The organism is Acidovorax sp. 22279, from assembly GCF_052045435.1.
Taxonomy (GTDB): domain Bacteria; phylum Pseudomonadota; class Gammaproteobacteria; order Burkholderiales; family Burkholderiaceae_C; genus Acidovorax; species Acidovorax delafieldii.
On sequence record NZ_JBQEOV010000001.1, the window covers coordinates 308,000 to 321,052 of the forward strand.

12 protein-coding genes are annotated in these 13,053 nt (G+C 64.4%); 2 read left to right on the top strand and 10 right to left on the bottom strand.

Annotated elements, in window-relative coordinates; all coding sequences use genetic code 11:
- Nucleotides 1-31 precede the first annotated feature (31 nt).
- The 8 genes from maiA to ACTJKQ_RS01380 all read right to left on the bottom strand — a co-directional run bounded on the left by maiA (nucleotide 32) and on the right by ACTJKQ_RS01380 (nucleotide 7,131).
- Nucleotides 32-670, bottom strand: coding sequence for a maleylacetoacetate isomerase (maiA, locus tag ACTJKQ_RS01345; protein WP_440595752.1), 639 nt, complete (start codon nucleotides 668-670; stop codon nucleotides 32-34).
- 2 nt (nucleotides 671-672) lie between these two features.
- Nucleotides 673-1,674 carry a Bug family tripartite tricarboxylate transporter substrate binding protein gene (locus ACTJKQ_RS01350; RefSeq protein WP_440595753.1) on the bottom strand — a complete coding sequence of 334 codons (1,002 nt, stop codon included), beginning with the start codon at nucleotides 1,672-1,674 and terminating at the stop codon, nucleotides 673-675.
- Nucleotides 1,675-1,728: 54 nt separating this feature from the next.
- The gene (locus tag ACTJKQ_RS01355) at nucleotides 1,729-2,853 is read right to left on the bottom strand and encodes a cupin domain-containing protein (protein WP_440595754.1); all 1,125 of its coding nucleotides are present in this window, start codon (nucleotides 2,851-2,853) and stop codon (nucleotides 1,729-1,731) included.
- Between the two features lie 31 nt (nucleotides 2,854-2,884).
- On the bottom strand, nucleotides 2,885-3,601 hold the full coding sequence (locus ACTJKQ_RS01360; RefSeq protein WP_440595755.1) for a fumarylacetoacetate hydrolase family protein: 717 nt from the start codon (nucleotides 3,599-3,601) through the stop codon (nucleotides 2,885-2,887).
- Nucleotides 3,602-3,690: 89 nt separating this feature from the next.
- Entirely contained in the window at nucleotides 3,691-4,968 is a 1,278-nt protein-coding gene (locus tag ACTJKQ_RS01365) for an NAD(P)/FAD-dependent oxidoreductase (RefSeq protein ID WP_440595756.1), read from the bottom strand.
- 37 nt (nucleotides 4,969-5,005) lie between these two features.
- A complete protein-coding gene (locus tag ACTJKQ_RS01370; RefSeq protein ID WP_440595757.1) occupies nucleotides 5,006-5,320 on the bottom strand; it encodes a non-heme iron oxygenase ferredoxin subunit in 315 nt (104 codons plus the stop codon).
- Nucleotides 5,321-5,329: 9 nt separating this feature from the next.
- The gene (locus tag ACTJKQ_RS01375) at nucleotides 5,330-5,803 is read right to left on the bottom strand and encodes an aromatic-ring-hydroxylating dioxygenase subunit beta (RefSeq protein WP_338799174.1); all 474 of its coding nucleotides are present in this window, start codon (nucleotides 5,801-5,803) and stop codon (nucleotides 5,330-5,332) included.
- 2 nt (nucleotides 5,804-5,805) lie between these two features.
- Nucleotides 5,806-7,131, bottom strand: coding sequence for an aromatic ring-hydroxylating dioxygenase subunit alpha (locus ACTJKQ_RS01380; protein ID WP_440595758.1), 1,326 nt, complete (start codon nucleotides 7,129-7,131; stop codon nucleotides 5,806-5,808).
- Nucleotides 7,132-7,711: 580 nt separating this feature from the next.
- On the opposite strand from ACTJKQ_RS01380, the gene ACTJKQ_RS01385 reads away from it, so the two are divergent.
- Both ACTJKQ_RS01385 and ACTJKQ_RS01390 read left to right on the top strand, forming a co-directional pair.
- Nucleotides 7,712-8,086 (top strand): DUF6463 family protein, encoded by a 375-nt coding sequence (locus tag ACTJKQ_RS01385; protein ID WP_440595759.1) that lies wholly within the window; start codon nucleotides 7,712-7,714, stop codon nucleotides 8,084-8,086.
- Nucleotides 8,087-8,139: 53 nt separating this feature from the next.
- The gene (locus ACTJKQ_RS01390) at nucleotides 8,140-8,685 is read left to right on the top strand and encodes a DUF2867 domain-containing protein (RefSeq protein WP_440595760.1); all 546 of its coding nucleotides are present in this window, start codon (nucleotides 8,140-8,142) and stop codon (nucleotides 8,683-8,685) included.
- 768 nt (nucleotides 8,686-9,453) lie between these two features.
- Here the strand turns inward: ACTJKQ_RS01390 and ACTJKQ_RS01395 are convergent.
- The gene (locus ACTJKQ_RS01395; protein WP_440595761.1) at nucleotides 9,454-9,852 is read right to left on the bottom strand and encodes a hypothetical protein; all 399 of its coding nucleotides are present in this window, start codon (nucleotides 9,850-9,852) and stop codon (nucleotides 9,454-9,456) included.
- A gap of 72 nt (nucleotides 9,853-9,924) precedes the next feature.
- Nucleotides 9,925-13,044: an efflux RND transporter permease subunit gene (locus tag ACTJKQ_RS01400; RefSeq protein WP_440595762.1), complete on the bottom strand. Its 3,120-nt coding sequence runs from the start codon at nucleotides 13,042-13,044 to the stop codon at nucleotides 9,925-9,927.
- Between the last annotated feature and the right edge of the window lie 9 nt (nucleotides 13,045-13,053).

Sequence of the window (13,053 nt, forward strand, 5' to 3'; positions counted from 1 at the left end):
GGTCGAAGCGCCGCGAGGGGCTTCGACAAGCTCAGCCCGCATCTGGCTGCGCACTGGGCGCCGCCTTGCGGAACGCTTCCAGTTGCCCGCAAGCAGCGTCCACTGCCTGGATTAGCGGCCAGCGTGACAAGTCCACCTTGAAGCGGCGCGCGCTCTCCACCTGGGGCACCAGGTACACATCGGCCAGCGTGGGGGTGCTGCCAAAGCAGAAATCACCGCGATGCGGGTCCTTCAACAACAGCGCCTCGATGGCGTCCAAGCCCGCGCTGATCCAGGTGCCGCACCAGTCGTTCACGGCAGCCTCGTCGGCACCAAAGCGATGGCGCAGCGCCTCCAGAATGCGGCGGTTGTTGATGGGATGGATGTCGCAGCCCACGATGGCCGCCAGAGCGCGCACCTGGGCACGATCGCCTGCATCGCCGGGCAGCAGCGGTGGGCTGGAATAGCGCTCTTCAAGCCACTCGATGATGGCGGGCGACTGGATCATCAGGCGCTCGTCGGCCTCCAGCACGGGCACCAACTGCTGCGGGTTGATGGCCTTGAAGGCATCGCCCAGATGTTCCTCGCGCCGCAAATCGACCGCAACCTGTTCGTAGGCCAGCCCCTTGAGGTTGAGCGCGATGCGCAAGCGGTAGGAGGTTCCGCTGCGGAAGAAGGAATAGAGCTTCATGGTCAGTCCAGGGCAATCTTGGCGCGCTTGACGACTTCACCAAACGTGCGCGAATCGCGTTCGATGGCCTTGGTGAGTTCGGCGGGCAGGCCAATGTAGGGCTCAAACCCGAAGGTCGCCAGGCGCTCCTTGACCTCTGAAGTGGCCAGCACCTTGCCCACGTCGGCATTGATCTTCTCGATGGCGGCCTTCGGCGTGCCAGCAGGCGCGAACAGGCCCACCCAGGTCTTCACTTCAAACCCGGCCGGGCCGCCCGCTTCGCCCATGGTCGGAATGTCGGTGAAGCCCGCCAGACGCTGGGGCGCAGCCAGGGCCAGAAACTTCACCTTCTTGGCCTGGTACATGGGCCCGGCCGTCGCCGCCGTGCCAAACGCCCACTTGATGTCGCCTGTGGCCACAGAGGTGTAGACGCTGCCCATGTCCTTGTACGGCACATGCATCATCTTTGTGCCCGTTGCTGCCTCCAGACTTGCCGCGCCCACATGGGCCACGCTGCCGATGCCCCAGGAGCCGTAGGTGATGTCGCCCGGCGCCGCCTTGGCCGCCTTGATCAAATCGCCCACATCCTTCCAGGGCGAGTTGGCCGCCACCACCACAAAGAAGTTCGTGAAATACACCGGAGCGACGGGCTCGAAATCTTTGATCGGGTCATAGGGCAGTTGCTTGAACACATGCGGCTGCAGGGCCATGTGCGTGTTGTCCACCTGCAGCAGCGTGTAGCCATCTGGCGCAGCGCGCTTGGCATCGCCGATGGCGATGAAACCGTTGGCACCCGGCTTGTTGTCGATGACAAGTTGCTGCCCCCAGTTGCGCGACAGGCGCTCGCTGAGGATGCGCATCACCGCGTCAGGGCCACTGCCGGGCGAATACGGCGCGACGGAGCGGACGGGCTTGGCAGGAAAGGTCTGCGCCACGGCGTTGGGCACGCTCGCGGCGGCCACAAGGGCCAGCGCGCAAAGCGCCAGAGCGGGTTTAAAAATCTGTGAACGAATGGCGGTCAGCATGGGGGGTGTCTCCTTGGTTTTATGAAAGCCGAATCCGGCTTGGTGAGTGATGGATCAAACAGTGACTTGCACACGGTGGCTGTACAGCGCCTCAAAAATCGGCGCGTCGCTGAAGCGGAACAGGTCCAGCGCGCCAGCGGCCGATGCCTGGGCCGAGAACGGTTGCCACGACGGCACCACAAACAAGTCGCCCCGCGCCACCTGCCAGGTGCGTTCACCCACCGTGACGGTGCCGCTGCCGTCAAACACCTGGAACACCGACGACCCCACCTCGCGGTGCACCCGCGTTGCGCCGCCTGCGCGCACGCGGTGCATTTCGGTCCGCATCGTGGGCAGCACATCGGCGCCGGTGGTGGGGTTGGTAAAGCGCACTGCTGCATGCCCGGGGCTCAGCGTGCCTGCCTGGCCTTCGTCCTCCAGCACCAGCTGATCGGCCAGCGCGCGGTCGGTATCCACCCAGCGGTAGGCCAGCAGGGGCGTGGCGGGCTGCGCCTGCACCATCGATACCGGGCGCAGGCCCGGGTGGCCCCACAGCCTTTCGGAATAAGAACGCTCGGCGGTGGTGCGCTCGGCGGGCGGGAGCTTCTCGCGCCCCACTTCGAAGAACTGGCTCTCGGTGTAGTACGAGAACGGAATGTCCAAGCCGTCGATCCAGGCCATGGGCTCGGTGGCAGCGTTGTGGTGGGCATGCCAGTTCCAGCCGGCCTGGGGCAAAAAGTCGCCCCGCGACATGCGCACGGCATCGCCATTCACCACGGTCCAGACGCCCTCGCCTTCCACCACAAAACGAAACGCGTGCTGCGTGTGCCGGTGCTCGGGGGCGTCTTCGCCAGGCATCAGGTACTGAATGGCGGCCCACAGCGTGGGCGTGGCAAAGGGGCGCCCGCCCAGCGCCGGGTTGGCCAGCGCAATCGCACGACGCTCCCCGCCACGACCCACGGGCACGATGGCGCCCGCCTGTGCGGCCAGGGCCTTCAAGCGGTCCCAGCGCCACAAGTGCGGCACGGCCTTGGATTGGGGCTGGCGGGGCATCAGGTCGCCAATCTGCGTCCAGAGCGGTACCAGCAGCTCTTGCTCAAAGCCCCGGTACAGCTGCTCCAGCTCGGGCGTCGGATCGGGCTGGCCCTTGCCCGCAACGGCGTGCAGCCGCACGGGGGAAGGCGTGAGGTCGGTGGTCATGGTGGGGTTGCCTCCTGGATGTGGTTTTTTCTTATTCCGCCGGGCCAACGTGGAGCACGATGCTGCCCACGCCTTCAATGTGGCCTTCAATGCGGTCGCCTGCCAGCACGGGGCCTACGCCCTCGGGCGTGCCGGTGAAGATCAGGTCACCCGGCTGCAGGTGGTAGAACTTGGACAGGTCGGCAATCAGCTCGGGGATATTCCAAATCAGCTTGGACAGGTCGGACTTCTGGCGCACGGTGCCATTGACCGACAGCTCCAGGTTGCCCTGGCCCAGCACCACCTGCGGCATGGGCACGATCTCGGAGACCACGGAAGACTGCTCCACATCCTTGCCCAGGTCCCAAGGCCGGCCCTTGTCGCGCGCCACCAGCTGCAGGTCGCGGCGCGTCATGTCCAGGCCACAGGCATAGCCATAGACAAGGCGGGGCGCATCTGCCTCGCTCACACGAAAGCCGGGCGCACCAATGGCCAGCACCAGTTCCATTTCGTGGTGGTAGTTCTGAGTGCCGGGTGGGTAGGCCACGGTCGCGCCAGACTCGACCAGCGTGGACGGTGCCTTGGTGAAATAGAACGGCACTTCCACCGCCTTGTCCACCGGGCGCCCCATCTCAACCGCATGTGCGTGGTAGTTCCGGCCCACAAAGAACAGCCGGTGGATGGGCAGGCGCTCGCTGCGGCCACGCACAGGCAGCGAATAGACGGGGGGCGGGGTCCAGAGGTAAGTGGTTGACGTGGTTGCGGTCATCGGTGGTTTCCTTAGCGGGTTGTCGTGGTCGGTTCAGGTGGGCTTGGGTGCGGGTGCGGGCCCCGGTGCTGCTCGGCATCCAGTTGGGTTCACAGCTTTGCCATCGGCGTGTTCAGGTCGGCCAGCCGCTCGGCATCCACCGGCTTGCGCTGCTCGATCAGCCTGCGGGCAAAACGCAGGTCGCGCGCTGCGTTGGCCCCTACGGCGGCCTGCACCACATCGCCCGCCAGGTAGAACAGCACAAAGCTGCCGCTGGCCGCATCGCCGCGCTGCACCACGCGGTGCGCAGGCGTGGGCATGCCGTAGATCTGCAGGTTCATGCCGTACTGGTCAGACCAGAACCATGGCAGCGGCTGGTAGTCCACTGCCTGGCCCAGGGCAGATCGCGCAGCAGCCATGCCCTGCTCCTGCGCGTTCTGCCACGATTCCAGCCGCAGGCTGCGCCCCGCCCACGGGTTGGGTGCCACGGCCACATCGCCTGCAGCCAGGATGTCGGGGTCGGACGTGCGGCACTGGGCATCAACCCGCACGCCGCCATCGCAGGCCAGGCCCGCCTCGCGCGCCAGCTCGTCGTTGGGCACCAGGCCAATGCCCAGCACGATGGTGTCGCACGCCAGCGCGCTGCCATCGGCCAGCAAGACCTCCGAGCGGCCATCTGCAGCACGGGCAAAGCCCCGCACGCCAGTGCCCAGCAGCACGCGCGTGCCCTGCGCACTGTGCAAGGCCCGCAGATAGTCGGAAATTTCGGCGGGCACGGTGCGTTCGCACAGGCGGCTTTGCGTCTCCACCACCACCACGTCCGCGCCCTGCTGGCGCGCCGTGGCCGTCACTTCCAGGCCGATCCAGCCGCCGCCCACCACCACCACGCTGCGGCCGGGGGCCAAGGTGGGCGCCAACGCCTGCGCGTCTTCAATGGTGCGCAGCGTGTGCAGCTGCACCCGGTCGGCACCTGGCACATCGAGTTGGCGCGCACGCCCTCCCGTGCACAGAATCAGCTTGTCGTAGGGCAATGCTGCGCCATCCGCCAGCAGCACTTGCCGGGTGGTGCGGTCGATGCGTTGCACCTGCGTTCCGGGCCGCCATTCAACGCCCAGGGCGCTGAAGGCATCGGGCTTCATGAGCCAGGTCGTCGCGGGCAAGGCCGCGCCCGACAGCACGGCCTTGGACAGCGGTGGCCGTTCGTGTGGCGGGTGCAACTCTTCACCGACCAGCACCAGGCGGCCCGTGAAGCCTTCGCTGCGCAGCGTCTGCGCCGCCCAGCCGCCCGCTTGGCCCGCGCCAATGATCACGATGGTGTGGATCGGACGGGCGCCTGCACTGCCATCCGGCAATGCAGCAGCTCCGACCTCAGGTCGCTCGGCAGTCATGGGGGTCTCCTTGAGAGGGGTTGCTGCGCTCAGCTTCTCATTCCAGGGCCAGCCACACGCGGCCGCCCTCGATCTTCACGGGGTAGCTGCGCAGCGGCTCGGTGACGGGCGCGCAGGTGGGTTTGCCGTTGCGCACGTCAAACTTGCCTTGGTGCAGCGGGCACTCGATCTCGTGCCCTTCCAGAAACCCATCGCACAGGCGCGCATGGCCGTGGGTGCACATGTTGTCGGTGGCAAACACCTCGCCGCCCACGCCATACAGCGCAATGTCGCGCCCGGCCACGGCCAGGCCAATCACGTCATCCTGCGGCACATCGTCCTGCCCGGCGGCGTCAATCCAGTTCGTCGTCATGGCGGCTCCTCAGATGGGGTAGATCAGCGAGTTGGGGATCATCTCGCTGTCGTAGACGACGAGGCGCGACGCGAACTTCAGCCCCTCGGGCGTGGGCACCACCTCGTCCAGCGTGCGCCCCACGTTGAACACCGTCGATTCCTTCGACAGGCGCGTGCGCAGCACCGCATAGTTGGCCTCGCAGTGGATGCGGCCATCCGCATCCACCTTGTGCACCAGCGGCACACCCACCACATGGCGCTGGTAGTAGGGGTCGTGGAACAGCGTCTCGCGGATGCCATAGACGCGGTCTTTCAACATGCCCTTGCTGTCAAACGCCAGCGTGGCCAGCGGAAACCCGCGCTCGTGGTTCTCGCGCGGCTGCAGCTTGTACACGCAGTGGTCGATGAAAAACTCAGGCCACGCCTCCCAGTCCGCCGCGTCGAGTGCGCGGGCGTAGCGGGCATAGAGCTGGTTCAGTTCGAAGTAGGTCTGGAAGTCCATGGTCAAGCCTCCGCCTCCATCACCTTGCGCCAGTATTCGTACATGCCCCGGATCAGCGTCTCGGTCACCATGTGGTCCGTGTCGCCCACCTCGCGCCCCCCCAGCTCGGCCAGCGTGCGGTGCGCAGGCTTGGTCTCAAAGCCTTCTTGCGACCACTCGATCACCTCCCCATCGTCGGCCGACACAAAGCCCGCCGGGCCGAACAGATTGGCCTGGCGCAGGCGGCGCTGCGTCATTGCTTCGCTGTCGTCTTCAAAGCCAAAGTGCGTCCAGACAAAATCGAAAGCGCCCTTGCCATCGGGCTGGATGTGGCGCGTGGACACGCTGTTGACCTGCTGCTGAAAGATCACGCTGGGGAACACGGTCATCATCACCGCCGTGGGCACCGATGCCGGTGCGTTCGGCACCGCAGCGCCCTCCCCGCTGGCTGCGGGGGCCGGGCCCGCCCACCAATCCTCCTGCGCAATGTCCAGAAAGCGCGGGTCGTTCAGCTCCATGCCCGCCTTGAAGCTGGACACCTGCGTCACATCCGCCGCCTTGCCCGCCGCGCCACGGGTCGAGACCATGGCCGCGTGGCGGTGTTGCGCATCCATCAGCAATTGGGACTTGTTGTCTGCACGCCAGAGCCCAAAGGTAACGAACCAGGTGTGCAGCAGGCCGGGGTGGTACGGGTCCTTGATGTTCTCTTGCATCAGCTTCCAGTTGCCCGGAATGCGCTGGCGGTTGTAGCCCAGGACGGTGAGCTTGCGGCCATTGAACAGCCGGTCAAAGTAGCCCAGGATGGTGGGGCCCAAGAATTCCTCCAGCGGCTCCACGCTGTGGTCAAACGACGCAAACACCACGCCGCCACGGGTCGCCACCTTGAGCTTGGTCAGCCCATGCTCGGCCGGATTGAAGTCCGCAGGCATGCCGCCATTGACCTTGCCATCCTGCTTCACGCCGCGCCGAAACGGCACACCCTGCAAGTCACCCGACAGGGTGTAGTTCCACTGGTGGTACGGGCAGGTCAGGCTCTCCCGGTTGCCATGCCGCTCACGGCAAAACGCCATGCCCCGATGGGCGCAGACGTTTTCCACCACATGGATCGAAGCATCCTTGTCGCGCACCAGCAGCACCGAACGCTCGCCGATCACCGTGCGCTTGAAATCCCCCGCGTTGGGAATCTCTGCCTCCAGGCCGACATAACACCAGTGCCCGTTGTAGAACAAACGGTCCAGTTCCTTGCGGTACAGCGCCTCATCGGTATAGGCCTGAAAGGGAATGCGGCTGGTGCCGTCCGTCTCCCAGCGAATCTGCTGCGGGAACACGGTGACGGGGCATTCATGCATGAGGCGTCTCCTTCTATTGTCATAGCCAGTCAGTCGGGGCCGGTACGGATGCACCCAGCGCCTGGAGACCGATCATTCGTGTTTGAGCAATATCAGTCAATGGAACGCTGGTGATGTTTCACATCACTGACATGAATATGACTGTCGCGCCGACTGAACCCTGCCGGGCCCGGGTTCGGTTTGTGGCGAACCTGCGCGAGCTGCATGAAGGTCTTGCCTATTTCCCTCTGCAGCGGCCTGAAAGGGACATCTTCCGGTTGAAACCACCGTCTTGCACCGCGACAACACGCCCATCAGCGCGCGCCTGGGTTTTTTCAGGGAAATGCCGGAACGCGCGTTAGATCGCGATGGCCGAGCGCGTGAAGTGGCAGGGTGCTGCGGGCAATGGGACCCCAGCCTGTTCAAAGCCCGCTACGGGTGCACGCGCGCACCGGTGATGCCTATGCATACAGCGGGTTCCTGCCGACGTTGACCGCTAGACGCGCGTCGTGCCCGCACCACAATCGAAATTTACTATTCTTAAAAATACAAATATTTCTAATTTATAGATATAAATTCACTTTATTCATCGAATGGATTTATGATCAATAACTGGAAGACAGCTGCTGCCTGGGCTCTCATAGCCCTCGGTTTTTTGCACATCGTGATGGGTTTCGTCAGGTTCAAGCAGCCATTCCTGGCGGCGCTGCACGAGGGAATTTTTGACACATTCAAAGTGGATGACACGCGTCGTCTGGCCTTCTGGTTCACGCTCCTGGGCCCAGCGCTCGTCTTATGCGGACACCTCGCATTGCGGGCTGCGCAAGCAGGGAATTTTGAAACCTTGGGGTTGATCGGGCTGTACCTGCTCGTGGTAGCCGTTCTGGGCATCGTGGCCTTACCTGCATCGCCCCTGTGGGCGTTGCTCGTGGTTGCAGGGTTGTTGTTTGCCGCGGGACGCGGGTGGCTCACCTGAACTCTCATTCTTCTTTTTGCCGTGAGCCCCCAAATCAAACCTTGACCGCAACCATGCCCACCAAACACCATCACGTAACCTCTGTACCGCTTCCGTCAGAGTCGGCGATTGCCAACATCTACGCATCGCCCCATCTTGTCGACGCTTACTCGATCGAGCTGCCTCCCGGAGCGTCGACCAATCCCGAACAGTTGGCGAGGTTCATGTTCGCTCACCAAGCACCCTGGATCGGCGGCCTGATGGCCGTTCGAGACGCGCTGGTGGCTGGGTTCGGCCTCAAGACAGCCAGGCATCTCGCCTCACTGGAGGCACAGAGCGGAGCGGAGCGACTCAGTATCTTCAAGGTCTACAGCACGAGCCCCACTGAAGTTGTTTTTGGAGAAGAGGACAAGCACCTGGACTTCAGGCTTTCTGTTCTGTGTTCTGGTCAGTCGTCGCCGGGAGCCCAACGTCACTTGACTCTGTCGACCGTCGTCCATTGCAACAATCGCTTGGGTCGTCTCTACATTCTTCTCATTGCTCCGTTTCATCGCCTGGTCGTTCAGTCCAATCTGCGTACTGCCGCACGGATGGGCTGGCCATCGGCGACGCAGGCGTAAGCCGAAGTCCAGATCGCGCTGCACAACTGCTGGTTCCCACCCTTCCAGTAGCGGAGGGCGGTCTCGGTCCTCCCCCTCGTGTCAAAAGTTAAGTCTCATATGAGTAAGCAAACAACAATAGTCGGTCATTTCGTCGCGCTGGTTCTACTGGGCCTTTGGGGGATTCTGGAGCTTGGTTTGGCAGGCACGCTGACTCTCGCCTTCTGGTTCGTTTGGTTGCTGTATGCCGCCTTCCTTGTTTGGATGAACAGCGGAAGCACGGTTGCCGCGTGGCTTGTTCTCGGGCCGCCTGTGTTGTGGGCCGCAGTCATTGGGTCAAGGTTTGTGCCCAACGCCCTGGCGGCATTTGCTGCAGGAAGCGTCAATACTCAAGCCTTGGTAGGCGCGGTGCTGGTTACTTTTCCATGTGGCGCCGCCGTGGCAATCCATCTAGGGTATGCAGCGTCGATATGCAAGCGGTGGAGGCCAATTTGTAGTACCGCGGCGGCAGGAACGGTTGGAAAACTCAGGTAAGTCACTATCGGAAGCTTCGACTGCCGACGGGTGCCGGTGAGTGCCTCGGGTCTTTCACCACGTCACTAACTATTATTTTGATAGCATTCAGCGCTTTATTGACAAGCGCTATATCCTAATTTATCTTCAAAATTAGTTGATCACGCCACCAACGCTACAAGCAACTATCTGGGCTTATTGGTGGACACACGCCGCTGCGCCAGCAAGGCCGACGCAGCGACGCATTGTTCAAGACGCCCTCTCTTGCGCGACTGTTTACTTCACCGCAAACCGCACATTCGCCGCCTTCTTGCCCGGCAGCGTCACCAGCGCCACCACCTTGGTGCCTGCTGCGACCTTGAAGATACCTTTGGTTTCGAGCCTGCCCTCGCCTGCCGGTACAAGCACAGCCTCGGATTTTTCGGTGCCGTTGAGCAGGGTGAGCTTGGCGCTCACGCCCTCGGTTTTGGCGGGTTTGCCGTGGTCGCGCAGGTGCAGGGTGATGGTGTCGGGCTTGGCGACGAGTTCGTAGTCCATGTCGTTGGCTTCGGCCACGATGCCGCCGTGTTGGGGCTTGTGGTCGTGGCCTGCGCCGTGGTCGCCAGCGGCGTAAGCGGCGGTGGTGGCCACAGCTGCGAGGGCCAGGGCGGCGAAAAGTTGGCGGGTGGTTTTCATGGGAGTCCTTTCAAAGGGTGAATGAAAAAGCAAACGAACAAATAAAGAGAACAAGTACAAAACAAGAAAAGCTCAGAACGCCTCGGCGTTCTTGTCGTCCAGCAGGCGTTCGGCGTCTTTGCGGCCAAACAGCCAGAACAGGGCCGGGGTGAGGAAGGTGTCGAGCAGCGTGGAGCTGATGAGGCCGCTGAAGATCACCACCGCCACCGGGTGCAGGATTTCGGTGCCGGGGCGCTCGGCCTCCAGCAGCAGCGGGGCCAGGGCAAAGGCGGTGACCAGGGCGGTCATCAGCACGGGGCTCAAGCGCTCTAGCGAGCCGCGCACGATCATGGCGGTGTCAAAGCGCTCGCCTTCCACGCGCATCAGGTTGAGGTAGTGGCTCACCTTCAAAATGCCGTTACGCACCGAGATGCCCGCCAGTGTGATGAAGCCAATCAGCGCCGCCACCGACAGCGGCTGGCCCGACACCCACAACCCCAGCACCGCACCCACCAGCGCCAGCGGGATGTTGGCCATGATGAGGGCCGAGAGCGTGGCCGAGCGGTAGCGCGTGTACAGCACCACGAACATCAGCACCAGCGAGACCACGGCGAGCAGGCCCACCAGGCGGCTGGCTTCTTCCTGCGCCTGGAACTGGCCACCCAGGGTGATGAAGTAGCCCTCGGGCAGGCGCGTGTCGGCCACGGCCTGGCGGATGTCGGCCACCACGTCGGACAGCGCCCTGCCCTGCGCGTTGGCCGACAGTACGATGCGGCGCTTGCCATCGTCGCGGCTGATCTGGTTGGGGCCATCGCCCTCTTCGATGGTGGCCAGGCGTGACAGGGGCACGGGGCCGCGGGGCGTGTCGATGAGCACGCGCGCCAGGCCGTCGATGGAGCGTGCGCTGTCGGGCAGGCGCACCACCAGCGCAAAGCGGCGACTGCCTTCCACCACCTGGGCCACTTTCTCGCCCTCCACCAGCGTCTGCAGCGCGGCCAGCACCTGGGGTGCGGGCACGCCCATTTGTGCAGCGGCGGCGTAGTCCACGCGCACGGTGATCTGCGGCGCCAGCACCTGTTTTTCCACCTCAAGATCGGCCAGGCCGGGGATGCCCGCCAGCCGCGCGCGCAGGGCCTCGGCCTGGCCGCGCAGCGTGTCCAGGTCGTCGCCAAAGAGCTTGATGGCGATCTGCGAGCGCACGCCCGAGAGCATGTGGTCGATGCGGTGCGAGATGGGCTGGCCGATGGCGATGGCGGCGGGCAGGTGCGCCAGGCGGCTGCGGATGTCGGCCTGCACCTCGGCCATGCTGCGCTTGAGCTCGGCCGCAGGCAGCAGGCCCACATCCAGCTCGCTCACGTGCACGCCTTCGGCATGTTCATCGAGCTCGGCGCGGCCACTGCGCCGGCCCACGTGCGTGACCTCGGGCACCTGGCGCACCAGCACCTCGGCCTGGCGGGCCAGCGCGCTTGATTCGGCCAGGGTGACGCCGGGGTTGAGCCGCATGCCGACGAGCAGCGTGCCTTCGTTGAACGGCGGCAGGAAGGTGGTGGGGAAGAACGGCACCGCCGCTGCCGACAGCGCCACCGCCACCGCACTCACGGCCAGGGCCGTGCGCGGGCGTGCCAGCACGGCCGAGAGCCCGTTGCGGTAGCGCGCCTTGAGCCAAGCCACCACGCGCGTGTCGCCATGGTCCAGGTTCTTCATGCGCGGCAGCAGGTAGAAAGCTAACACCGGCGTGACCGTGACCGACACCAGCAGCGATGCCAGCGTGGACACGATGAACGCAATGCCCAGCGGCACAAACAGCCGCCCCTCGATGCCCGGCAGCGCAAACAGCGGCAAGAACACCAGCACGATGATGGCCGTGGCATACAGGATGCCCGAGCGCACTTCCATGGACGCGAGCTTGACCACCTCGATGGGGTGCAGGCGGTGGTGGGGGTGTTTGGCGCGGTCCATCTTCAGGCGGCGCAGCACGTTTTCCACATCGACCACCGCGTCGTCCACCAGGCCGCCAATGGCAATGGCCAGGCCGCCCAGCGTCATGGTGTTGATCGACAGGCCGAAATACTTGAACACCAGCGCCGTGATGAAGATGGACACCGGGATGGCCGTGAGCGCAATCACCGTGGGCCTGAGCGTGCCGAGGAACACGAACAAAATCACCGCCACAAACACCGAGGCGCCCATGAGCTTGCCCTGCAGCGTGGTGACCGATGCCTCGATGAAGCTTGCCTGACGGAAGGTGACGCGCGGCGCCTCCATGCCTGCGGGCAGCGAATTTTTCAGGTCCATCAGCGCGGCTTCAATGCTGCGCGTGAGCCCGATGGTGTCGGCCGTGGGCTGCTTCTGGATGCCGAGGATGACGGCGCCCTGCCCTTCGAAGCCTGCGTCGCCGCGCTTGGTGGCGGCGGCAAAGGTGGCATCTGCCACCTGGCCCAGCAGCACGCTCTGGCCGTTTTTGGCGGTGAGGGCCAGGTTCTGCAGGTCTTCGAGCCGCGAGGTGCGGCCCAGGTGGCGGATGAGGTATTCGCGCCCGCCCAGCTCCAGAAACCCGCCCGAGGTATTGGCCGCAAAGCCCTTGAGCGCGCCCGTGAGCTGGTCGTGCGTGATGCCCAGCGCTGCCATGCGCGCCGTGTCGGGCAGCACCTGGAACTGGCGCACCTCGCCACCGATGGGGATCACCTGCGCCACGCCAGGGATGGCCATGAGGCGCGGGCGCAGCACCCAGTCGGCGTACTCGCGCACGGCCATGGGCGTGGTCTTGGCCGCGTCGATGGGGATGGCAACCTGCATGATCTCGCCCATGATGGAGCTGATGGGCCCCATGCGCGGAGTGATGCCGCTGGGCAGGCCTTCTTCCATGGACGACAGGCGTTCGGACACCATCTGCCGCGCGCGGTAGATGTCGGTACTCCAGTCAAAGGTGACGTAGATGAACGACAGCCCCGCGCTGGAGGTGGAGCGCACGCTCTCCACACCGGGCAGGCCGTTCATCGTGGTCTCCAGCGGGAAGGTGATGAGCTGCTCCACCTCTTCAGCGGCCATGCCGCCCGCCTCGGTCATGAGGGTGACGGTGGGTTTGTTGAGATCAGGGAACACGTCCACCGGCGTGCGCGAGAGCGTGAAGGCGCCGTAGGCCATGAGTACGGCGGCGGCGATGAGCACCAGCAGCCGGTTGACCAGGCTGTTTTCGAGAAGCCACTTGAACATCGTGACTCC